Consider the following 22416-nt stretch of genomic DNA (forward strand, 5'->3'; position numbering starts at 1 on the left):
GGATCACAACTGTTCAGATCGGCTCCTCGCCCCGATATTCTGCAAGGAGCCGCTCCATACGCTCATTCTTTCTGATACGGCCGATGAGATCCCTGATCTGATCCTGTTCATCAGACTGGTGGAGTGCATCTTCAAGTGCCGGGACAGCGATCGTTCCGATGCGAATGAGAACGGCTGATGCTGCATCTCTCAGAGCCGGATCCTCTGCATAGATAGCACCAATGAGTGCAGGAAGTGCATTCCTTCCCATTCCTGTGAGCGTGTCTGATGTCCGCTCACGGACGCGACGTCTCGGATCAATGAGGAGATCCATAAGATGCGGGACTGCAGCAGGCCCGATATGGATCAATGCTGCTATTACATGGTCAGCGAGGCGTGTGTCTGCCGAGATGAGTGAATCGATGAGATGCTGGACCGATGTTGGATCTGAGGCGGCGATGAGCGCCTCGGATGCTGCTTCCCGAATTATGCTGTCCTCCTCAAATCTGAGCATCCGGAGGAGATCAGGTATTGCATCTCCGCCCGCTTCATCAAGGATCGCCAGAAGACAGGATTGTTCATCTGCATCTGCTGAAGCATATCGTCTCATCAGTGCAGGGAGTGAACGTTGGATTATAAGACGATTAACTGCCCGTGCGCGCTCACGAACCGCCGGGTCCGGACTCTTCATCAGGCTGGCAACCCGGTCAATTGCCCGCTCATCCCCGATTGCACCAAGTGCAGTCAGGGCAGCATAGATTACTGTGATGGAAGCGCTACTCGTTGCAGAAAGGAGATGGATGATCGTCTCTTCAAATCCTGCCCGCTCAAGGAGCCTGATGGCCCGGACAATCCGGATCTCGTCGTTGCTTTGGAGTGCCTCCTCAAGTGTCGGCGTTGAATTAATTCGCATTCTTCTGAGGGCATGGCCGATCTCATCAAGGAGAGCAGCGGATCGCTGCCCACCACCTTCCTCAGGTGTTTTCATCTTCAATGCAATCTGAACATAGATGTCTGCACAATCCTGATCGTCCAGAGCAAGAAGTGTATGGAGGGCACGAAGCCGGATTATGGGATCATCATGTGAGAGAAGAGGCCGGATATGCCGGGTTGATCCCCTTCCAAGGTTGATCAGTATTCCTGCTGCTTTCTTTGCCTTTGCGTCGCCTGCATGCTCCAGCATGCGGGCAAGCTGCTCATAATCTGCCTCTTCCCGGAGCGCCTCAAATTCACGGTCCCCATCTCGTACCGCCTGTTCACGGTTCATCATCCGGATTGCTTCCCGGCGTGCCTCAGTGGCATGATGATCTGCCGGCTTCTCCTCCAAAACATGGTCGAATGAGATGATTGCCTGCCGGTAGCGCCGCATTCTGAGAAGGGCCCGCCCCCGTGCATACCAGGCATCCGGGTCATGGATATCCTCCCTGAGCGCGGCATCAAACATAATAAGCGCCTCATCATCCTGACCTTCGAATGCAAGGATGCTGCCGAGGGCATATTGGGCAGGCCCGGGATTTTTTAATGTCCCGATGGCTTTTGTCAGGCTTTCCTTCGCAAATGCCCGGCTTCCAATCATATTCATCAGAAGGCCATGCAGGTACCAGCCATCCCCGTCATCAGGATAGCGTCTCAGCACCTCCTTGATCTGCTCTTCTGCTTCTGTAAGCATCCTGCATTTCATGAGTGCTTTTGCACGCTCGATCCATGCCTTGGGATCTTCGGGATTTCTCTCCATCGCTTCTGTGGCGAAGAATAGTTTTCGTGTGGGATCGCGCTCGAGACGGGCACGCGTCAGCAACTCATCTGCTGTTAATTGATTTGCCGCCTCTTCTGTCACCACGCTACGCCACTCCTGATCCTGAAGAGATATAGAGTCGTTATTAACTATCTACTCTTCGCTATCAGGGGATGATCTCACAGCCATTGAATCGTGTATGCTGAAAGGATGAGAGATTGATTGTACCCTTTTGAATGAGATTCTGTATCTCAGGAATGTGATCCAACAACGTTGATCGAAGGTGATGAATTGTCGAACAGACCTCTTCTCTTCCTTCTTCCGGCCAGGGTCGTATGATATTTGAATAGAGACACCTTCCCCCGCAGAATTCGTGGATAGAACATTCTGTGCATGGAAGCCCTGGGAGTGATATGGGGAGATTGCAGGGATCTGCGGTTTTAATTGAACCGAGGATGAGATCCTTCATCCCGGTCATGATAGGGCAGGGAATGATCGATCCATCGGTCTGGATGGTATAGTTTGTGACTCCTGAACCACAACGAAGGCCGGAGGTTCTGTTGAGGAGGAGGTCTTCGGTGGTGGAGAGGAAGGGGTACCACCTGAGTACGTCCCCGTGCTCCCTCATATGGCGTATCCAGTCCTCAAAAAGAGCATTGATGCCGGGGTTATAGCTCTCTGCAACCCACTCCCTGAATCTTCTCTTCTTGTAATCTCCCCAGAAATTTGCATCCATCTGCCAGTGAATCGATTGGAACGGACTGCTCGTTCCGAAGGCGAGATGGGTGACTGAAGCATGGATGTCCGTCTCTTCATCGACGGTCATCCTGGCGATGAGTTCCCCTGAAAAACCGTTATCTTTCAGGACCTGTATATTGGCAGCTATCCGGTTATAGACCCCCTCACCACGGTTATAATCGGTCAGATCCTCTGGTCCATCTATGGAGATGAGGATCGTCTCAAACTGGTTTCGGTAATCGGGGGATAAGCTGTTGAGAAGAAGTCCATTCGTCTGAAGCATGAAGCGGCTGCATGGCGCTTCGTCGATGATCCGGCAGATGAGATCCTGGCGGAGGAGTGGTTCACCGCCGATAAAGGTGACAACAGGATCGGGATCTCTGGCGAGGAACCGGTAGAGCGGGTCCAGAAGGCTCTCATCGAACTCAGGAGGGAGATTGGATGCTATCTCGCAGGGAAAGTCTATCTCATCGAGATCATCAAACATCTTCCCACGGCAGTACCGGCAGCAGAGATTACAGTCATCGGTCAAATAGATGTGAAAGAATACCACTCAGATCTCTCCATTATTTGCCGGAGGATCGGATAAGAGCACTGGTTCAGGCATATTTACCCACAGTAATCAGGGTAATTCGAGGAGAATTATTTTGTGGAGCGTTGATGCCAAATCATGGAATTAATTATCTTTCGGGCACTCTTCAGATAAGATTCATATTCTTTCATGAACAGTCCTTATGCATGCGAGTCCTCATTGCATATGCGACACATGCCGGATCAACAGCAGAGATTGCTGCCTTCATTGCATCAGAACTCAATAATGATGGCATCTCTGCAGAGGCGAAGGAGATAAAGGAGATCTCCAATCCCGGAGAGTATGATCATCTCATCATCGGCGGGCCTGTCTATGTGGGCCGGATGAAAGAGGTGGAGGAGTTCTGCAAACGCAATCAGGCGACGATCAGGGAGCGGATCATCGGAGCATTTATAGTTGGCATGGCATTTACCGGGGATGAGGGGAAGCAGGAGGAGGCAAGGAAGATTCTGGATACGGCGATTGCTCCATTTCGGCCGGGAAGGCTTGGATACTTTGCAGGGAAGATCGATCCCTCCAAACTTTCGTTTTTTGAAAGGACAGCACTCAAACTTGTCAAATCCCCAATCGGGGACTTTCGGGACTGGGATGCGATCAGGGTATGGATCACGGGCGTTGCGGAAGATTTGAAGGGTTGAGATTTGTCTACTGCGGGGTCGTTTCCCCTGGCCATCCATAAAAGTATCTTTACCCTCTATCTCCGGTGAAGAAAGGAAGATATATCTGGAGTATCTGCATCCAGTAGTATGTCCGGGATCTGATATCTGATGGCTGAGATGGCAATCGTCTTTGGTACCCTTCTTCTTGCCCTAGTCCTCTTTGCGACAGGGAAGATACGGTACGATATCGTCGCCCTCATTGCCCTTCTTATTGTAACAATTGCAGGAATCATCGATCCGATGGATGCATTCCTCGGATTCGGCCATCCGGCTGTCATCACCGTTGCAGCTGTTCTGATCGTCAGCAGGGGGCTTCAGAACTCCGGGCTCATTGATATTCTGAGCCGATGGGTTGGAAGGGTCGGTGATGGCGAGGTGAAGCAGATCTTCTCGATGACCGGCATCGTGGCTGTTCTCTCTGCATTCATGAATAATGTCGGCGCTCTTGCCCTGATGATGCCTGTTGCAATCCGAACTGCGAGGAAGAACGGGCGATCCCCTTCCTTCCTTCTCATGCCGGTTGCGTTTGGCTCTCTCCTTGGCGGGATGATCACCCTCATCGGAACACCGCCAAATATCATCATCGCGACATACCGGGTTCAGAACGGTGCCGATCCCTTTCTCATCTTTGACTTTGCATATGTCGGTATCGGGGTGGCGATCTGTGGTATCCTCTTTATATCGCTCGTCGGCTGGCGCCTGATACCGATGCGTGAGAGTCCTGCCTCTACTGACGAACTCTTCTCGGTGAAAAATTACCTGACAGAAGTGAAGGTTCCCGAAGGCTGCAAACTCTCAGGGAAGATGATCGCCGATATCGGAGCGGTTAGTGAAGCTGAAGTGATGGTTGTTGGTGTGATCAGGAGTGGGCGGCGGATCGTTGCCCCATCCAGCTATGAGAGGATACTTGATGAGGATATCCTGATCATCCGGGCGGATTCGGATGATCTTCAGACACTCATTGATGCAACGGGCTTTGAGCTTGCCGGGAAGGCAGATGTCTCTGAAGAGGTGATCGGATCCGATTCTGTCGGTATTATCGAGGCGATTGTCAAGCCGGACTCGCCGATAATCGATAACACCGCATACTCCGCAAACCTCCGCTGGATTCATGGCATTAACCTTCTCGCTGTTGCAAGAGAGGGATCGAGGATCCGGGAACGCTTAAACCAGATACGATTCCGGGCTGGCGACATTCTTCTTCTGCAGGGGAAGAAGGATGCGATGGCTGCGAGCCTTCCTGCTCTTGGCTGCCTCCCCCTTGCCGAACGGGAGATCCGGATCGGCGCACCAAAATGGATCCTCCTTGCGATCGCCATTTTTGGATCGGCCCTCCTTGTATCTGCATTAGGTATTCTCCCTGTCCAGGTTACGTTCAGTGCCGCCGTTGTGCTGATGATTCTCACCTCCATCATTTCGCTCCGTGAAGCCTATGCCAGTGTGGAATGGCCGATTATTATTCTCCTTGGTGCGATGATCCCGGTCGGCCAGGCACTTGAGACGAGTGGCGGCGCTCAATTGATCGCAGAGAGTATTGTCATCGGCTCTTCGATGTTCCCCCCATGGATGACCCTTACTCTCCTTCTGGTCATAACGATGTTCCTCTCTGATCTTGTCAATAATGCCGCCGCGGCTGTTCTGATGGCCCCGATTGCCATCGGTATAGCGCTGGATTTTGGGGCTTCCATCGATCCTTTCCTTATGGCAGTTGCTATCGGTGCTTCATGTGCGTTCCTTACCCCTATCGGCCACCAGTCCAATACCCTGGTGATGGGGCCGGGAGGATACCGGTTTACCGATTACTGGAGGATGGGGATCGTTCTGGAGATGATCATTGTCATCGTCTCGATCCCGCTCCTCCTCATCTTCTGGCCGATGTACTGAGTTCACCTGGAGTAGATTGCATGTGTTGATCCAAACTGGATAACACGCCCCGCAAGGGCGGCGGCAAGCTCTTTTTTCGTTGCTCCCGCTTCAAGAGAGAGTGGTGCATCAAGTGCATAGATCTTGAAGATATACCGGTGTGGGGTTCCGGACTCGGGGCAGGGGCCGCGGTACCCTATCTCTCCATAATCGTTCCTCCCCTGGACAGCACTGACCGGGAAGCTGATGGTTGGTTCTTTCTCCAGTCCTTCTGGAAGTATCCTGACCGGATCGATATTCCAGATGATCCAGTGGGTAAAGTTACCGCCCTCTTTTGAGCTTTCATCCTGCATGATGAGGGCGAGTGCCTTGACATTTTCGTTGAGGCCTTCAATGTTCAGGGGCGGGGAGCGGTCTTCGCCATCACAGGTATAGTCTGCTGGAAATTCACGGGTTCCAAAGCTAACAGATAATTTTTCCATTCTGTCACCATTGGATGAGAGAGGCCTCCCCCTATAAAAAACCAAATGGTGGAATGCAGGGATCTTTGGTGTCTGTTGCCGGGGGATTACCGCTGGCAGACCGCTTTCGTATCGCCATACTGGATGACATGCCCTTTCATCGCCTCGATAACGGCATGCTTGTCAGATCCTGGTGGAATGCCGAGTCTGGAATCAAGGCCATATACTTTGAAGAGATACCGGTGCGTCTCTCCGGGTGGTGGTGCAGGGCCGCGATACCCTGTTTCTCCATAATCATTTGTCCCCTGTACTGCATGGACCGGATGATCGATCTCCGGCAGGGGTGGAAGTCCGGCGGGGATACGATGATCAGCGGGAATATCCCAGGCGACCCATGCACAGAATGAACAGCCCGGCTCAAAGGGGTTAAATGCAAAGACTGCGAGATATGGAGATTTAAGGTTGGCAAGACGTATCAGTGGAGAGAGATTCTGTCCGTCTCCGGTATGGGTTGGTGGAAACTCAACAAATCCGAGGTTGACTGTCAGTTTTTCCATACGCCGATGTATTGCCGGTTAAGATGAAATAACCAGTGGTTCGTAATGACGAAGAAAGTACAACTCTATACAGATGGTGCATCCCGGGGAAACCCGGGGAATGCAGCAGTCGCCTACCTAATAGTTCAGGATGGACGGATCATCAGGGAGCATGGTGAATATATCGGTCTGGTGACCAACAATGAGGCTGAATACAGGGCGATCATCGAAGGGCTGAAGGCGGCCGCACAGCTTGGTGCGAATGAGGTTGAGGTCTTCTCAGACAGCCAGCTCGTCGTCAGGCAGATGAACGGGCAGTATGCTGTCAGGGCAAAGGGGCTGATACCGCTTCATCAGAAGGCTCAGGAGGCAGTCAGTATGTTTTCCTCTGTACGATTTGCCTCTGTTCCACGGGAGCACCCCTATATCCGGATGGCAGATCAGCTTGCAAATGAGGCACTGGATGGAAAAACATCCTCTGTGCAGGTCGAAAAGAAGAATCTTCCTGGCGTCGGACTCCGGCCGATTGGTATTGTCCGATCTGCATACAAAGTGCAGGCTGATGCTCCACGACAGGGGCGGCTTGAGCCGGTTGAGAGCATTATTGAGATATATCCTGACTATGAAGCAGGATTAGAGGGTATTTCTGCATACTCTCATCTGCTCATCCTCTCATGGTTTGACCGGGGCAGCCGTGATACACTCTCTGTCGAACGCCCCGAATGGGGAGCGCCGCGCGGGGTCTTTGCGACCCGCTCCCCGAACCGGCCAAACCCGATTGGCCTCTCGCTTGTCGACCTCCTCAGCATCGATAGCCGGGTGCTCCGGGTGAGAGGTCTTGATGCGCTCGATGGGACCCCGGTTCTCGATATCAAACCATACTCAGCTGCTATCGATTCCCCGGAAAACGATTCTTTATCTGATAAATAGTGATTTTGGGTTTCAAATTCCTTTTTTTCTTTTCATGCACCGATCTATACACCTATAATCTCTCTTTGACAACCTCTTGTAGGAATAAATCTGAGGAATACTATGGCGAATCAACCAGATGGACAGGATTGTAATGGACAGTGTGAAGGATGCACATCAAAGACGGAAGGGTGTGATTCAAACCTTCCAAAGAAGGCTAATATCGATGTAAAACACGTGGTGCTGGTTCTCTCCGGAAAAGGCGGGGTCGGGAAGAGCACCGTCTCGGTGAATCTGGCATATGCACTCTCAAACCATGGGTTCAAAACCGGCCTGATGGATCTCGATATCCATGGTCCAAGCATCCCGAAGATGCTCGGCCTTGAGGATCATAAGCTTCAGATCATGGGAGAGAAGATCCAGCCGGTGAGTGTGACGGGATCGCTTGCGGTCATCTCGATGGCTTTCCTCCTCCCTGAGCGTTCCACTCCGGTCATCTGGCGTGGACCTATGAAGATGACGGCTATCCAGCAATTTCTCTCTGATGTCAACTGGGGGCCGCTCGACTTCCTCGTTGTTGATCTTCCGCCAGGTACCGGTGATGAAGCACTCTCGATCATTCAGCTTGCGCCAAATATCGCCGGTGCAATCATCGTGACGACTCCGCAGGATGTCGCTGTTCTCGACTCGAGCAAAGCGCTCAAATTTGTCGAACAGATCGGGATCAGGCCCCTTGGAATCATTGAGAACATGAGTGGGATGGTCTGTCCACATTGCAAGGAATCGATCGACCTCTTTGGAAAGGATGGCGGGATGAAGGCTGCCGAGGAGTTCAAGGTACCGTTCCTTGGCAGCATACCTCTCGATATTGATATGCGAAAGGCTGGCGATGAAGGGAAGCCCTTTATCATCCGCCGCGGGGACAGCCCAACATGGGCTGCTGTCGATGCCGTCATGGAGAAGCTTATTGACGTCATCGAGAGCTAAAAACTCTCCATTCCGTTTTTAAAAATCAAAAACAACAATACTTAAATCATCTTCTATCGATGATCTCATACGTATCATATCTGATACTATGGTGGGAAATTATGAAGATTGGAATTGTTGGTGGTACTGGAGATATTGGTGAAGGGATGGCACTCCGTCTCTCCCATCTCCATGAAGTGACTCTTGGATCAAGAGATGAGTCAAAGGCATGTGCGACGAGCGACTGCACGATTGAGACATTGAAGGGTCGGGGAATTATCTCCCACTGCAAGGGTGTCTCTAACCAGGAGGCTGTTGATGCAGCTGATGTCATTGTTCTTGCCCTGCCGTTTCAGCATGTCAGGGCAACTCTCTCCGGTCTGACCGGGTTTGAAGGGAAGATCGTCGTCTCCCCTGTCAATCCGATGGGGAAGAAGGGTCATTTCTTCTATGATCAGCCTGAAGAAGGCTCCGCTGCTCTCTATATCAAAAAGATGCTCCCTGAGAGTGCACGGCTCGTCACCGCGTTTAACAATATCGCTGCGCATAAGTGGAAGGAACTTGATGCAGTCCTTGATTACTCAGTAGCTGTCTGCAGTGATGATCAGGAGGCAAAGAAGATTGTCATGAAACTCATCTCCGATCTTCCAAACCTTAGGCCACTTGATGCCGGTCCTCTCTCTTCATCATCAATCGTTGAGAGTATCACCCCTCTCCTTCTGAATATCGCCAAGAATAACGGTATGCGGGATGTCGGGGTCTATTTCAGGTAAATAACAACCTACTTTATCCCCTCTCTTCTTCTTTCGATCAGGTACTTGTGGACCTGACCATATTGCATGTCACATTCCCTTCTTTTTTATACTCTCTTCTTGCCAACTCGGGATTATGCGCTATCTTTATATAACTCATTTTTAGTAATATTTATATAATGGTGGAAGGAAATCTCTTATAACTATGGGACTCAACAGAATATTGAGGTTTCATGGCGCTGCCCAACTGCCTCTTTCAAGGAGATAGAATATGAATCTGCGAAGACCCAATGCAAATGAAGCAATCGGGACGTTCAATCGTTCACGTGATGTCGTACCGATGTCAGGTATCTGTACGCGATGTGTCGATGGTTGTAAAGGTGGCTGTGATATCTGGCTTTCATCATTCCGTGGCCGTGAGGCCATATATCCTGGTCCTTTCGGTGAGATGACTGCCGGGGCTGATAAGAACTATCCTGTTGACTACTCGCATCTGAATATACAGGGATATGCTGTTGGTGCAAAAGGTCTCCCTGAAGGCACTGAGATCAACTCGGATACCGCCATCTTCTCAGCCGCAGATACGACGACAGAGTATGGATGGGATCATAAGGTGCAGATGCGGGCCCCGATCTTCACCGGAGCACTTGGATCCACTGAGATTGCCAGGGCAAACTGGGAGCATTTTGCCATCGGTGCTGCAATATCCGGAATTACCCTTGTTTGTGGTGAGAATATTTGTGGTATCGATCCCGGTCTCGTCCTTGATTCCGCTGGTAAGGTGAAGGAGTGTCCGGAGATTGATCGACGGATCACGACCTATCAGAAGTTCCATGACGGCTATGGTGAAATTCTTGTTCAGCTCAATGTTGAGGATACCCGTTTTGGAACAGCAGAGTATGTTTCATCGAAACACAATCTTGAGACGATCGAACTGAAGTGGGGCCAGGGTGCCAAGTGCATCGGTGGAGAGATCAAGGTGCAGTCTCTCAACTGTGCAACCGAGCTGAAGAACCGGGGGTATATCGTCCTCCCTGATCCGACTCTTCCTGAAGTGCGCAAGGCATACGAATCCGGAGCAATTAAAGAGATCGAGCGTCATTCGCGTGTTGGTTTCATTGGAAGAGAACAGTTCCTTGATGAAGTCGATCGTCTCCGTGATATCGGGTTTAAGCGGATCACCCTCAAGACCGGTGCGTACTCGGCAGTAGAACTTGCTATGGCGATCCGCTATGGGTCAGAAGCGAAGATCGATCTTCTGACCATCGATGGTGCGCCTGGTGGAACCGGCATGTCACCGTGGCCGATGATGAACGAATGGGGTATCCCGACGATTTATATTCAGAGCCTTGCCTACCAGTATGCCGAAGTTCTCAGGAACCGGGGGATGCGGGTACCGGATCTCGCCATCGCAGGTGGTATTGCTGACGAGGCAAACGGGTTTAAGGCACTCTGCATGGGGGCGCCGTACTTTAAGGCCGTCTGTATGGGCCGTGGCCTCATGATCCCGGGAATGGTCGGAAAGAATATTCAGAAGTGGCTTGATGCAGGTGATCTGCCGAAGAATGTAGCAAAATATGGAAGTACCGTAGAAGAGATCTTTGTCTGCTATCAGGATCTCAAGGAGAAGTATGGTGCCCGTATCAGCGAGATCCCGCTCGGTGCGATGGGTATCTACAGCTATGTTGAGCGCTACAGGCTTGGTATGCAGCAGATCATGGCAGGGAGCAGAAATTTCAGCCTGAAATCAATCTCCCGAAATGATCTTATGGCACTCACCGAGGAGTCTGCAAAGGTGACGGGCATTCCGTACGTCATGGATGCATACAGTGATGCAGCCGAGGCTATCCTGCTCAGCTGAGTGCCACAGGCACTCTCCCCCCATACCCTCTTTATTCGATATCCGGCAGTATTCTATACCCCGGATGTCAACTATTTTCTGTTCATGTTCTGGCGTACTGTTCTTCTCCTGCTTTTTCTTTTATCCCTCTCTTCAGGATGCTTCCAGCCCGACTCTATTCCTCCATCCATAACTCCTCTTGATACCGATACCACAGTACGTCTCGTCAGCCATAGCTTCCTCTTTGAGGAGAGCAGGGTGACGATCGATGTTCCGGTTGATATGGGAGTCTATCGTGGGGCACAGCAGTCGGATAAAAGGATTTATCTCTACAGGGATCTTGCTGAATCAGAATGGTACCCGATCTATTATGCCGCTTTCATCGATGATCCCCACCAGGAAACCTTCTTTCAGGACCTGATTTCGACACTCCGGACTGTCCGAAGTGATCTCAGGCTTGATGATGACCGGTATCTTGAACTCTGCTCGGTCTTTGTCCAGTCGCTCCCCTATGATGATGATACCGTCCTCATCGAGCCGAAGTTCCCGATAGAGACGTATGGGGACGGGACCGGGGACTGTGATGATAAGACACTTCTTCTTGCCGGAGTACTTTCACGTGAGGGGTACGATGTCGCTCTTCTTCTGTACCTCGAAGAGAAGCATATGGCTCTTGGTGTACGGGGGGCTGGATGCCGTGACGCTGGCGATGGGTATTCCTATCTTGAGACGACGAAGACTCATTTTGTCGGGATCGTTCCCGACCGCCTTGCCGGGAATGTGACCATCTCGTCGGATCCGGTTATCATCCCCATTGGCGATGGAACGCTTGGGTATATGGCGTGTGACGAGACGACTGCTCTTTCGGATCTTCTGGCATACTGCCGTGCCATGGTGGATGCGTTGAATCTTGAGATGGACCGTGAGCGTCAGGTTCTTGAAGATATGAACGATGAGATCGCCGCCCGCCAGTCTGCGCTGGATCTCCTCCGCAGCCAGGGGCGGTACCTGGAGTATAACCATCAGGTCGCCGGGTTCAATGCCCTTGTTGAGCGGTATAATGACCGCCTGAAGAGGTATAATGGTCTTGTCGGGAAGGTTGAGCGGTATGTGGGAATTCATACCACCATACTGGGGCGGATGTATGACCGGTATGGGTTGTACCGGCAGATGGAGAGGGACGGACTGCTTGCGGAGATGAGGGGGATGTAGCTCCAATGTCTCTTCTCACCGCACCATTACTACGAAGTTTCTTCCTATTCCTTCTATGATTCCAAAGGTGATCGTTCACAGTTCGATCTCTCTTGATAATGCCGTCACAGGCTTTGATATTGATATTGAACTCCATTATGCCCGCCTTCATTCGTTATCCCCTGATGCGGTCCTTGTTGGCTCAACGACGGCCCGCACCGGTATTGAGATGTTTATGGATGCCGCCATGCCTGAGGAGCCGGAGGATATGAAACGTCCCCTGCCTGTTGCCGGTGATACCCGCCCACTCGGCATCTTCGTTGATAGTACCGGTGTTCTTCTCAACCAGCTTCATTTCTACCGGCGAATGGAGCATATCAGGGATGTCATCGTTCTCATCTCAGAGGCGACACCGGCCGGGTATGTCGCCTACCTCCGGGAACGGGAGTATCCATATATCGTCTGTGGGAGAGAGAAGGTGGATATTGCCAAAGCATGCAGAATTGCCGGAGAAGCGTATGGGATCTCTTGCATCGTCTCGGAGAGCGGCAGGGACCTCAATGATTACCTGATACAGGAGCGGATAGCAGACGAGATCAGTCTTCTGCTGACGCCGGTGATCGCCGGGCCGGGTGGGAAGCGGCTCTTTGCAACAGTGCAGGCGCCGGTTACCCTTGATCTCTTCGGTATCGAGGATTTGGGGAAGGGCCGGGTGCATCTTCGGTACCGGGTGGTGAAGGAGGACGTGGTGACGGGTGGCGGTGAATGAGGGAACGGGTCAGGGAAGCTCTTTGAGGTGGGTTTTCTGTCTGAAGGGTATGAATTGGCTTCCTTCCACCATGATTGTCAGGTATACCTGATAATCAGTCACCTTCCTTCAGCTGTCGGTAGATCTCGCGTATCCTGCCCCAGCACGCTTCCCCATGGCTCTTCCAGTCTTTTGCGGAGAGGCCGGAGGTTGATGGAGCGACAAATACGGAGCTCTCTCCGATCATATCGGATTGTACGCCGTAGGTGACCCTCCTTTTCTGTAGAGCGTATGTTGCGGCTGCCTTGCCATTAAAGACGATATATTGTGGATCGTATTCCAGCATCGCCCTGATGAATCTCTCCCTGTCGTACTGCTCTTTGGATAAGGATTTGTCTGAGCCTGATTCCGTTTTATTCAGGTCTGTCAGTCCTATCTTGTATTGTAATACGATTCTGCAATCCTCAATTGAAACCGGAAAAACGTTCTCTGCACCGGTTATTATTGAGAACTGCGTCCAGAATTTGTTGCCTGGCCCGCAGTAGTAACACCCCCTCTCTGCTGATTTCCTGCTGGCAGCAGATCCGCAAAAGACGATTGAAAGGTTATGAGCCAGGATATCTTCGAGAATGTGCATCTGTTTGTGGTTGTGAGGATTGATCACCCATTCATTTTCCTCTGACTGGTGTCGATCCTTAAGGAATTGAAGCTCATTTTCATGATCAACGAAGTTTTGTTGAGACATTCGTAGACTACGTTTATGTCAATGTAACTGATTAAGGAGAGGGTGTGTGGCGGACATCTGATATGAGGCAATTAAAAGGGTCACCCTCTCTTGTTGATGGTCTCAGGTGGATCAGTTTGTGATGAGTGGATACGAAATATTATATTCTATACCTCCCTATGGGTTATTATGGCAACAACAATTCAACTTCAGCCGGAGACAAAATCCCGTCTGGATGAATTAAAAATACATCCCCGGGAGAGTTATGATGAGACGCTCAACCGCCTCCTGGATATAGCATATGACCCAGAACCCCTCTCTGAAGAGACATTGCAGCAGATAGAGGAAGGGATCGCAGATATTCGGGCCGGTCGCTTGCGCTCACTTGAAGATATTGCTTTGGAACTGGGTCTGGAATGATCTGGCGAGTCCTCTTCACTCCGAAAGCGGAACGTGACTTGAAACGTCTTCCAATGTCTGAGGAGCAGCGGATAAAAGACGAACTAACTGCTCTCGCAGAAGAATCATATCCTCGCTTACACATAAAAAAACTGAAGGGACACCAAAGCATTCCGATTTACTCTTATCGGATAGGGCGGTTTCGGATTATACTCACAATTGAGGATGATGTGATGGTCATCTTTGTGATTGAGATCGGAGATAGAAGCACAGTCTACCGAAAGTATTGAGATGTAGAGGTTTCGTATGGCTCTTCGCTGATACATGTTAATAGAAACGGATGGTACTGCAGGGCAATCTTCCTGAGCCAATCGCAAGAGCGTTTCCATGCCTTCACCATGTCCAGGTCAGACCAGTCATCATTCCAGTACCCTGGAGCCAACTCAGGAAGGAACTCCAAACGCTCGAAAAAACCCTTCCAAAGAGATCCGAAGATAATCTGGCTCTCTCTGTTTCTTCATGATACATTGGGAGGGATGTGTACATCTCCATCATCTGGCCGAGTCAGTTGCCTTTATCTGCCAGAAACTTCTCTGAAAGCAGGGTGATCTCCTCAAGGTCGATGACATGATACCCCTCATCACGGAGCTGCTCTTTTCCGTCAATTTTCCTGGCGACCAGTGCATAGCGCTCTTTCCGATCGCCATCTCTCCATTGCACATATTCTGCCTTCTCCCTGAGAGCAGCGATGACAGATCGTGCGTCCCGGGTGCTGAGCTCGGGCCATTTGCACTCAAAGAAGAGAGACGAGCCTATCCGTTCATGCACTTGGATTTCTGCGAATGATAGCAGTCCAGAAGGAACCGGAGTTCATCATCACGATCGACGAAGGTTTGTTGAGACATAAGTATACTACTTTGTCGTCAACTTAGATGATAGGGTGATGGGGTGATCGGGATCGAAGATCGGAGCAGAGTCTACGGATGGTATTGATGGGGGAAAACAAAAAAAGGCGTATTGATGACGGATTGAGAATCTGACTTCTTTAAGCCGCCAGGGGGATTCGAACCCCCGACCTGCTGATTACGAATCAGCCGCTATACCGGGCTAAGCCACGGCGGCAGTGTGTCAAATAGATTGGTGTTGAAAAGTATAAAAGGTTCTGATCAGGAGTAGCCCCGCATCGTCACCGATTCGTTCGCCTTCTGCTCGGTCGGCTGTTCGATTGTCCCGAATTTCGATTCAAACTCTTTTACGCTCTGGTCAAGAACCAGAAGCAGCTTCTTTGCATGTTTTGGGCTGATGGTGACGATTGCCTTTGCCTTTGCCTGATTGATATTTGGTATCTGGTGGAGGAACATCAGGGTGAACTCGTCGTCACGGAAGGCAATCTGGATCATATTGCTATAGACCGGATCGAGATTTCCGGGGACATTAACGGTAATTTCCTTCTGGCTCATGCAAATCTATTAGCGGAGTGGATGCAAAAACCTTTGTGTACAATGCTTCCACCTTCCTCTGCCAGAAGGCCCGAATTCATCCCGATCTCCACCCTCGTCCGGGCCTCTGCCTGTCCGGTCCGGGTCTATCTTGAGCGGCACGATCCAATCCAGGAGCCATATGAATACACCGTTGCAAAACAGGTCGGCTATCACCTTGGTGGCAATCTGGATGTTGATACAATCTGGCGTGAGATCACCCTTGTCCGGCCGGATATTTCCGTCACCATGCAGGGGTATCTGCGGGGCTGCATCTCTGCATGTGCGGGCCTCCCCTGGCGGCCACCACGGACTATCGATCTCACCATCACGAACAGACGGTATGCGGTATCCGGGCGTATCGACTGGTTCTTTGATACCGAGCCGAAGATCGGCATCCTTCGCGCAACACGGGCCCCGGATCACGGGGTCTGGCGGCAGGATCGCCTCAGGGCTGCCGGGTATCTTCTTGCTGCCGAGGAGCTTGATGGTGAGACGGTCAGTGAGGTGCAGATTGCATATCTGCCTTCGGGCATCGTCCGCAGGGTTATCCCGAATGCATCGGATCGCCGCACCCTGCTCTCTGCACTGAAGAGTGTGGAGGCGATCTATCGCGGAGAGACACCACGCTCACCACCCAACGCCCCCTGTGATCGGTGCGGAAAAAAGGATCTCTGCAACAAGGAGCCGCCGACGCTCTTTGAGCGGTTCTTTAAAAGATGATTTGGGGGATTATCAGCGTTTCAGAAGCGTTTTGGAGATGATATACTCGCCACGTGCCTCACGGGTGGTTCCAACGACGAGCCAGCGCTCATCACCATGCTCCTCGATCACCCCTGCCGCCTCGATCACCTCACCATCCCGGGCCTGGCCTGAGTAGGTATGGGTAAACGAGAGGACATAGGCGATCTCATCATGGTCAACTGCATAGATCGCCGGGCTGTCAAAGGAGAGTGATGCGTCTGTCACGACCGCCTCGATGACCCCTCTCCCGACCGGCTCACCTTTGCGTATTCTGACCTGGTTCAGGTTTTCATATGCACGTGTATAGAGGAGATCAAAATAGGTTCCCTCATATTCTCCCCGGTTAAATTTTCTCTCTTCGTGGGTGACAAATTCATCAAAAGATATCTCAGGTACCCGCTTTGTATAGACCTTCTGCCACATCTCCATGCTCATCGGGGGGATCCTGCCGGCTGCAACCGCTTCCTGCAACTGACGCTGTGCAGAGAACCAGTGATCCCCATAGACGACGAGATCAATGTCGGATGCTTCATTTTCCAGTCCGCAGAGAAGGGAACCGGTACAGCCGACCGTCCCCTCAGGGAGTGGGAAGAGGTTCATCAGCCGCTGGAGGCGGGGAATACGCTCCTGCATGGCTGCCATCATCTCCTCAGGCTTGAAGACACGGGCAATCTCTGATAGAGGTATTCGATGGACGGTATCAGCCCATTCAGGGCGGTTATTCCGAATCCATGTATAGGCGTCCTCAAACTCTACCTTCCGGTACCGTACTCCGTCCGGCCCTCTTCGTTCTCCTTCGGGATCCGGGAGGTACCGGAGGATACAGCCGGCATGGGTCTCGTTATCATAGACTGCAACCGAATAGATGGCACCATCCTCTGTGGCGACGAAGTCCCTGAGCCGGATCGGTTTTGTCACCCTCAGCCCATCCTGATAAGGTAATCGACGATTTCATCGAGCTGACTGCCCGGTCGGATGATCTCTTTGCTGTGCAGATCCACGACCGTGCTTGGTGTTCCCGGCAGCTCTCCCCCATCGACGACGAGATCATTTCTGACATTCACTTCAGAGATACGCCTTGGGGAGATCTCACCGGAGATATTGGCGCTTGTTGCGGTGATCGGGGCATCCAGCTCCCTGATGATGGTAAGTGCGATCTTATGATCAGGCCACCTGATTCCGATCTTCCCGGTTCCGCCGGTCAGTTCATCCGGGACGCACTTTTTAGCTTCAAGGATCACGGTGACCGGGCCGGGGAGGAACCTGTTGATGAACCCCATTTCCTTCTTATCGATATATGCGACACAGGCGAGCATCTCGATGTCGGAGATTGCTATTGATATCGGCTTTCCCCGGAGCCTGTTCTTCGCCTCATACACCCGTTCTATAGCTATGTCGGAGAAGGCATCGCCACCGAGACCATAGATGGTATCTGTCGGGTAGACGATGATTCCATCTCTTCGAAGCACACTCACGGCACGTTGAATTATATCATCCATCAGAATTCACGCCCTTTAACACGATTAATATCAAAAATTGCTTTTCCTGAGACATGCATTACAGCAAAGACACCTGCCTGGATCGGATCCGTGACGACGAGATCGGCATGATCAACGACGCTTCCAGCCATCTTCAGGGCTATCACGGGTATCCCTTCTGCCTTCACATTCTCCACTGCCTGGCTGATCTTTCCACCCATTATGGAACCGGCAAGAACCAGAATCGATGCACGAGGCAGCCGGGTGACGGCATCCACCGCAAGGGCAAGCGTCTCCTCCCCGACAAGAGGGATGGTATCGACCGAGATCCGCTCTCCCCGGATATTATGCCGATCCGCCTCATTCACAGCACCCATTGCGACCTGGGCGACCTGGGCACCGCCCCCGATGATGATCACCCGCTGGCCGAATATCTTTGAGAAGGATTCATGGGTCTCCACTTCCCGGACATAGGGATGGGCAGCAAGGTCTTCAACGATTGCCCCATAATCCTCAACCTCCTCAATCTCAAGATCTGCCCATGCAAGACCTGCTTCAGGGCCCCGTTTAATGATCTCCTGCTGAATCGTCAGGATATTGACATTATGGCTGGCAAGAATGATGGCAATATCACGAAGAACCCCCCTTTTGTTCTCTGTAATTATGCTGATGGCGTAGCTCTGAGAAGAGTGCATTCCGATGCGATAACTGAGGTTCTAGAGAGTTCTTCCAGAATCCATTACATTTTTCTTCATATACGATCCCTTCAGGTTCATGTCAAATACCTGCTTTCATCCTATACCAGATCATTACTCACGATAGGAAGAAAAAACCATCGCACAAGCATTTGCTGATGGAAATGTGACAAACGTACCGTTGACCGGGCATCCCGATCAAGTACGGCCGGCATTTCCCGATATAGTCCATGCAGATCTGTAGCGTCTCTCCTCTCTCGCTCTTCTCTTCCGGGATACCCCCCGGAGATCCACTTCGCCCCAGGCGATCCCCCGTTCTTCGCAGATCTTCCTGAGAGAGGGGAAGATCCGGGGCGTTAGTTCGTCCCGTTCAGCCTTCATGTTCCGGAACGTCGAGGAGACGAAGACGTTGATCTTCTTCTGCTGGTAGCGTCGAACAAATGGCCTTTCATCGCAGGGTTCCAGAGTGCCCAGGCTGGTGTCTGCGGGTGGATGAGGAGAAAGGATTGATTTTATTTTATTCCTGAATACCGTGATATGTACCCCCTTAGGGCAACAGATATTGCATGATCGGCATTAAGGTTCCTCTTTTTTCAAATGGCCGATTTACCCGTGACAGTGGCCGAAGACTGTCCTGTTCCGGCATGAGCTCCCCTCATTAACCACTCCTGACTGCCTGCAGAGGCGCCAGGTGTCCGGAAGAAGGCGATCAGCGGGAGGCTGGCATCCACACGGGTACTACTCCTGCCTGGCAACTCCTTCGATCCGGGGGTGATGGCTTCGGAAAATCCCGGGTTAAATCTATCACTAATTATATATATTACTTTGATTATATTGAAGGGTGGTGAACAGACATGGTATCATTCAAATGCAAGGACATCGGTATGGACTGCCAATTTGAGGCAACTGCCCCGAATGTGCAGGAACTCGACGAAAAGATTGCCCAGCATGCAAGAGAGGCCCACAATATCCCGAACCTGGATAAGGAGATGTGGATCAAGATTCACCGGGCAGAGAAGTAACACATTTTTTCCACGCGGGATACCCGGATATCCCGCGATTTATCGCCCTGATACATCCCGGGAGGGTCATGTCCCGTCCGATTTTTCATCAGGATATCTATACAATCTTATTTATATTAAAACATACATTCTCTATTATTCTCTCAAGGAGGATTGAGATGTTATGAAACTACGTGTTTTAGGTATTGGTACGGCATTACTTGTCGTTTTGCTTCTTGTCTGCGCTGGTTGCACCCAGCCGGCAACCCCCCCGGCTACCCCCACTCCTACCGCGATATCGACACCGGTTCCAGAGCAGATGGATATTGTGGAGACTGCGGTTGCTGATGGCAGGTTTACGACACTCGTTGCAGCTATTCAGGCCGCAGATCTTGCCACAACCCTTAGCGGTCCCGGACCGTTTACGGTCTTTGCGCCCACCGATGATGCCTTCAATAAATTACCGGAAGGTACAGTCGAGACGCTGTTGCAAGATCCCGAGGGTCAGCTGAGCCAAATCCTACTCTACCATGTTGTGCCAGGAAAACTGATGGCTTCGGATGTCGTTCAACAGACATCACTTACAACCGTACAGGGGGAACCATTAACAATTACCGTTCAGAATCAGACCGTGATGGTCGACGGTGCGATGGTGATCATCACCGACATCGAAACTAAAAATGGGGTTATCCATGTGATCGACTCCGTGATGATTCCGCCAGCTTGATGAAATAATCTATTTTTTCCTCCCTCCGTTTTTTATAAGGAAAGTTTCAACCATCTCACCTGGCCAGAGCGATCTGTCCCTCTCTTCGAAATATTCCTTGAGATTGGCCAGGGCGAAATCAATCCGGTAAGATGCTTCCCACCTCGAACCTGGTTACCCATCATCAGACTCAATGGAAATGGTATCCCGGACTTTGAGAGGGAGAAAATTGTCCAGCAATATGGCGAAAAGACTGTAAGAAGGAGAGAGTTCACGAATACCGGGTGGTACTCCTGAGAAACCACTTGATTATCATTGAGATGAGAAGGGGTGTGATCAGTCTATCGAGGTGGGCCAGCACGATGAATGGATCGCTTTGAAACGGAAAAAACCTCCGCATGCTGGTTTAAAAACATCATTGGAAAAAAGGCAGAAATACCGGGAAATGTTGTAGTGGCTTCTGGAAGATCTCTCTTTATGCGATAACCGGGATTCGAACCCGGGCTAGAGGCTTGGGAAGCCCCTGTCCTACCACTAGACTATTATCGCGCTTCCTCATTCTATCTGCGTTCTGGCATATAGAAGTTTTTGTTTCGGATCATAGGGATGCGCACGGCAAAGGTTCCGATTAGGGAACGTAACTTCTCTGGTGTTGAACCTGGGGTCCAAAAAAGATATCAGAATGGATAATCATTCGGATCTCCGATATACTGGTCAAGGTTTTTGAAGGTGACCTGTGTCCCGCCACTCGTCACATAGAACCCGTCACGGGCGATGACCACCCCTTCGAGGAATGCTCCATTAAAGGTCACTCTGCCGTTTGGTGCAAAGAAGACGCCGGTAACGCCACTTCCACCCATTCCGGTGATGGTGATGTCACCAGTACGAGCGATGATAATCACATTCGTGGCTGTGGGTTGCCAGCTTGTGGATGAGTAGCTGTCGGCAAATACCTTCATATTGCTCGTTAAAGCTCCACTGGTGATATACCCACGTGCTGTATACCAGCCAGCAGATTTTGTGGGGGGAATATCCTGATCCGGCATGTCGAATCCGGGAACCGTTGGTTGATGGATGCATTTGGCAAGGATATTTGCATTATAATTTGCCGGATGCGTAATCGTGCCGGTATAATATATCCGGGCATCATCTGCGAGCAAGGGCGTCCATCCCAATTCAAGACTCCCATCAACATAGATATTCCCATGGATACGGGCATCTTTTAATCTGAAATCTCCTGCGACATAGACATCACCGTAGATGTTTCGTGATCCAGTCCACAAGTCCAGATTTCCATTGACGTAAATATTTCCAGGATGGCTCTGAGATCCAAGGCCTGCAGATCCATCACTCAGCATAACATCTCCATCGATGTAGATGGTGCTTACATCAATAGAAGCTCCCAGATTTGTATCTGCCGTATCCAGTCCCCCGGTGATCACAACAGTTGACCCCGGCCCGGTGACACTGTTCCCAGCGAAACTGAGCACGTTACCATAGACGAAGACATTCTCGTTTATAATGAAATGAACGAATGACTCTTCATCATCGACGACGATATAGCCGACTTTCGTTTCAGTTTCCTGAACACCATTCTTCTTCACCGTCAGGCTGACGGTATACGTTCCCGGTGCCAGATAGGTGTGGGCAGGGTTTTGCTCAGTTGAGGTACTTCCGTCTCCAAAGTTCCATATCCATTCAATTGGCGATCCATTTGAAAGATCAGTAAAATGCACTGTTAGTGGGGCTCCTCCGTTCCTCACATTGCTCGTAAATTCAGCAACCAGCTGGTCCCACGGCCCTGGCGGCACCCCGATATCCCCGATCGTGAAGAGGAGTGCCGGGACATCCGGCCCGATATGGACGATCTGCACACTTACATCCTCTCTGAACAATCCGGGAAGAACAAGCCAGTCGCCGGCACCAAATTCCCTCCAACTCTCACCTTCAAGGAAAAAATTCGCTGTCCGATCCACGCCATCCACAAAGATTCTGGTCTTTTCAAAAAAGAGCGTATCCCCTCCACGGTTGATCAGAGTCAGGTTCCCGGAATCATTATGGATATCCACCCGGAGCGCCGGCACCTCCGCTGGAGGTCCCTGGGAGAGGAGGGCTACCGAGACGATCCCGATGACGAGAATGATGAGGGATGTGAGGATCAGCGTGCCGACCAGTTCTGAGGCAGCGGTGGTCGAGACACTATTTCGGGATTGCATCATCTT

General features: G+C 51.2%; 26 protein-coding genes and 2 tRNA genes. 13 read left to right on the top strand and 15 right to left on the bottom strand.

What is annotated here, in order from left to right; genetic code table 11:
* Positions 1–13: 13 nt before the first annotated feature.
* Both RJ53_RS00180 and RJ53_RS00185 read right to left on the bottom strand, forming a co-directional pair.
* Positions 14–1819 carry a HEAT repeat domain-containing protein gene (locus tag RJ53_RS00180; protein WP_211529594.1) on the bottom strand — a complete coding sequence of 602 codons (1806 nt, stop codon included), beginning with the start codon at positions 1817–1819 and terminating at the stop codon, positions 14–16.
* A gap of 61 nt (positions 1820–1880) precedes the next feature.
* Positions 1881–3005 carry a TIGR04084 family radical SAM/SPASM domain-containing protein gene (locus RJ53_RS00185; RefSeq protein WP_211529595.1) on the bottom strand — a complete coding sequence of 375 codons (1125 nt, stop codon included), beginning with the start codon at positions 3003–3005 and terminating at the stop codon, positions 1881–1883.
* Positions 3006–3190: 185 nt separating this feature from the next.
* On the opposite strand from RJ53_RS00185, the gene RJ53_RS00190 reads away from it, so the two are divergent.
* Both RJ53_RS00190 and RJ53_RS00195 read left to right on the top strand, forming a co-directional pair.
* Positions 3191–3682 (top strand): flavodoxin domain-containing protein, encoded by a 492-nt coding sequence (locus RJ53_RS00190; protein ID WP_211529596.1) that lies wholly within the window; start codon positions 3191–3193, stop codon positions 3680–3682.
* A gap of 129 nt (positions 3683–3811) precedes the next feature.
* Complete coding sequence (locus tag RJ53_RS00195; RefSeq protein ID WP_246495898.1) at positions 3812–5587, top strand: SLC13 family permease; 1776 nt, start codon at positions 3812–3814, stop codon at positions 5585–5587.
* Between the two features lie 2 nt (positions 5588–5589).
* Here the strand turns inward: RJ53_RS00195 and RJ53_RS00200 are convergent, their stop codons facing one another.
* On the bottom strand, positions 5590–6048 hold the full coding sequence (locus RJ53_RS00200) for a YbhB/YbcL family Raf kinase inhibitor-like protein (RefSeq protein WP_211529597.1): 459 nt from the start codon (positions 6046–6048) through the stop codon (positions 5590–5592).
* Positions 6049–6134: 86 nt separating this feature from the next.
* A complete protein-coding gene (locus RJ53_RS00205) occupies positions 6135–6584 on the bottom strand; it encodes a YbhB/YbcL family Raf kinase inhibitor-like protein (RefSeq protein ID WP_211529598.1) in 450 nt (149 codons plus the stop codon).
* A 45-nt stretch (positions 6585–6629) separates the two neighbouring features.
* Between RJ53_RS00205 and tsaA the strand changes: the two genes are divergently transcribed.
* From tsaA to RJ53_RS00235, 6 genes are all read left to right on the top strand, one after another.
* On the top strand, positions 6630–7493 hold the full coding sequence (gene tsaA, locus RJ53_RS11815) for a tRNA (N6-threonylcarbamoyladenosine(37)-N6)-methyltransferase TrmO (RefSeq protein WP_343221792.1): 864 nt from the start codon (positions 6630–6632) through the stop codon (positions 7491–7493).
* Positions 7494–7595: 102 nt separating this feature from the next.
* On the top strand, positions 7596–8459 hold the full coding sequence (locus RJ53_RS00215; protein WP_211529599.1) for an Mrp/NBP35 family ATP-binding protein: 864 nt from the start codon (positions 7596–7598) through the stop codon (positions 8457–8459).
* 101 nt (positions 8460–8560) lie between these two features.
* Positions 8561–9211: an NADPH-dependent F420 reductase gene (npdG, locus tag RJ53_RS00220; protein ID WP_211529600.1), complete on the top strand. Its 651-nt coding sequence runs from the start codon at positions 8561–8563 to the stop codon at positions 9209–9211.
* 250 nt (positions 9212–9461) lie between these two features.
* On the top strand, positions 9462–11051 hold the full coding sequence (locus RJ53_RS00225; protein ID WP_211529601.1) for an FMN-binding glutamate synthase family protein: 1590 nt from the start codon (positions 9462–9464) through the stop codon (positions 11049–11051).
* An 84-nt stretch (positions 11052–11135) separates the two neighbouring features.
* Complete coding sequence (locus RJ53_RS00230) at positions 11136–12242, top strand: hypothetical protein (protein WP_211529602.1); 1107 nt, start codon at positions 11136–11138, stop codon at positions 12240–12242.
* Positions 12243–12297: 55 nt separating this feature from the next.
* Positions 12298–12990 (top strand): dihydrofolate reductase family protein, encoded by a 693-nt coding sequence (locus tag RJ53_RS00235; RefSeq protein ID WP_211529603.1) that lies wholly within the window; start codon positions 12298–12300, stop codon positions 12988–12990.
* A gap of 94 nt (positions 12991–13084) precedes the next feature.
* Here RJ53_RS00235 and RJ53_RS00240 read toward each other — a convergent pair whose 3' ends face one another.
* Positions 13085–13606 carry a mismatch-specific DNA-glycosylase gene (locus RJ53_RS00240; protein ID WP_211529604.1) on the bottom strand — a complete coding sequence of 174 codons (522 nt, stop codon included), beginning with the start codon at positions 13604–13606 and terminating at the stop codon, positions 13085–13087.
* A 276-nt stretch (positions 13607–13882) separates the two neighbouring features.
* Between RJ53_RS00240 and RJ53_RS00245 the strand changes: the two genes are divergently transcribed.
* Positions 13883–14113 carry a DUF7557 family protein gene (locus RJ53_RS00245; RefSeq protein WP_211529605.1) on the top strand — a complete coding sequence of 77 codons (231 nt, stop codon included), beginning with the start codon at positions 13883–13885 and terminating at the stop codon, positions 14111–14113.
* Positions 14114–14166: 53 nt separating this feature from the next.
* On the top strand, positions 14167–14382 hold the full coding sequence (locus RJ53_RS00250; RefSeq protein WP_343221800.1) for a type II toxin-antitoxin system RelE family toxin: 216 nt from the start codon (positions 14167–14169) through the stop codon (positions 14380–14382).
* A gap of 274 nt (positions 14383–14656) precedes the next feature.
* On the opposite strand, the gene RJ53_RS00255 is transcribed toward RJ53_RS00250, so the two are convergent.
* The 3 genes from RJ53_RS00255 to RJ53_RS00265 form a co-directional block, all read right to left on the bottom strand.
* Positions 14657–14920, bottom strand: coding sequence for a hypothetical protein (locus RJ53_RS00255; protein ID WP_211529607.1), 264 nt, complete (start codon positions 14918–14920; stop codon positions 14657–14659).
* A 220-nt stretch (positions 14921–15140) separates the two neighbouring features.
* Positions 15141–15214, bottom strand: a tRNA-Thr gene (locus tag RJ53_RS00260).
* A gap of 44 nt (positions 15215–15258) precedes the next feature.
* Positions 15259–15552: a DUF3467 domain-containing protein gene (locus RJ53_RS00265; protein ID WP_211529608.1), complete on the bottom strand. Its 294-nt coding sequence runs from the start codon at positions 15550–15552 to the stop codon at positions 15259–15261.
* Between the two features lie 42 nt (positions 15553–15594).
* On the opposite strand from RJ53_RS00265, the gene RJ53_RS00270 reads away from it, so the two are divergent.
* Entirely contained in the window at positions 15595–16293 is a 699-nt protein-coding gene (locus RJ53_RS00270) for a PD-(D/E)XK nuclease family protein (protein ID WP_211529609.1), read from the top strand.
* Between the two features lie 12 nt (positions 16294–16305).
* Here RJ53_RS00270 and RJ53_RS00275 read toward each other — a convergent pair whose 3' ends face one another.
* From RJ53_RS00275 to RJ53_RS00295, 5 genes are all read right to left on the bottom strand, one after another.
* Positions 16306–17238, bottom strand: coding sequence for a nucleotidyltransferase domain-containing protein (locus RJ53_RS00275; RefSeq protein WP_211529823.1), 933 nt, complete (start codon positions 17236–17238; stop codon positions 16306–16308).
* On the bottom strand, positions 17235–17813 hold the full coding sequence (locus RJ53_RS00280) for an L-threonylcarbamoyladenylate synthase (protein WP_211529610.1): 579 nt from the start codon (positions 17811–17813) through the stop codon (positions 17235–17237). The genes RJ53_RS00275 and RJ53_RS00280 overlap by 4 nt, the downstream gene beginning before the upstream one ends.
* Positions 17813–18487, bottom strand: coding sequence for a DUF5612 domain-containing protein (locus RJ53_RS00285; RefSeq protein WP_211529611.1), 675 nt, complete (start codon positions 18485–18487; stop codon positions 17813–17815). The genes RJ53_RS00280 and RJ53_RS00285 overlap by 1 nt, the downstream gene beginning before the upstream one ends.
* A 198-nt stretch (positions 18488–18685) precedes the next feature.
* Entirely contained in the window at positions 18686–18868 is a 183-nt protein-coding gene (locus tag RJ53_RS00290; protein WP_211529612.1) for a hypothetical protein, read from the bottom strand.
* A gap of 212 nt (positions 18869–19080) precedes the next feature.
* The gene (locus tag RJ53_RS00295; protein ID WP_211529613.1) at positions 19081–19218 is read right to left on the bottom strand and encodes a hypothetical protein; all 138 of its coding nucleotides are present in this window, start codon (positions 19216–19218) and stop codon (positions 19081–19083) included.
* A 123-nt stretch (positions 19219–19341) separates the two neighbouring features.
* On the opposite strand from RJ53_RS00295, the gene RJ53_RS00300 reads away from it, so the two are divergent.
* Positions 19342–19509, top strand: coding sequence for a DUF1059 domain-containing protein (locus tag RJ53_RS00300; RefSeq protein ID WP_211529614.1), 168 nt, complete (start codon positions 19342–19344; stop codon positions 19507–19509).
* 208 nt (positions 19510–19717) lie between these two features.
* The gene (locus RJ53_RS00305) at positions 19718–20215 is read left to right on the top strand and encodes a fasciclin domain-containing protein (protein WP_211529615.1); all 498 of its coding nucleotides are present in this window, start codon (positions 19718–19720) and stop codon (positions 20213–20215) included.
* Positions 20216–20672: 457 nt separating this feature from the next.
* Here RJ53_RS00305 and RJ53_RS00310 read toward each other — a convergent pair.
* Together RJ53_RS00310 and RJ53_RS00315 are read right to left on the bottom strand one after the other, a co-directional pair.
* Positions 20673–20743: transfer RNA gene (locus RJ53_RS00310), tRNA-Gly, on the bottom strand.
* 128 nt (positions 20744–20871) lie between these two features.
* A complete protein-coding gene (locus tag RJ53_RS00315) occupies positions 20872–22413 on the bottom strand; it encodes a PKD domain-containing protein (protein WP_246495899.1) in 1542 nt (513 codons plus the stop codon).
* Positions 22414–22416 lie beyond the last annotated feature (3 nt).

The sequence above is a fragment of the Methanocalculus chunghsingensis genome, from assembly GCF_018132105.1.
GTDB classification, from domain to species: domain Archaea; phylum Halobacteriota; class Methanomicrobia; order Methanomicrobiales; family Methanocorpusculaceae; genus Methanocalculus; species Methanocalculus chunghsingensis.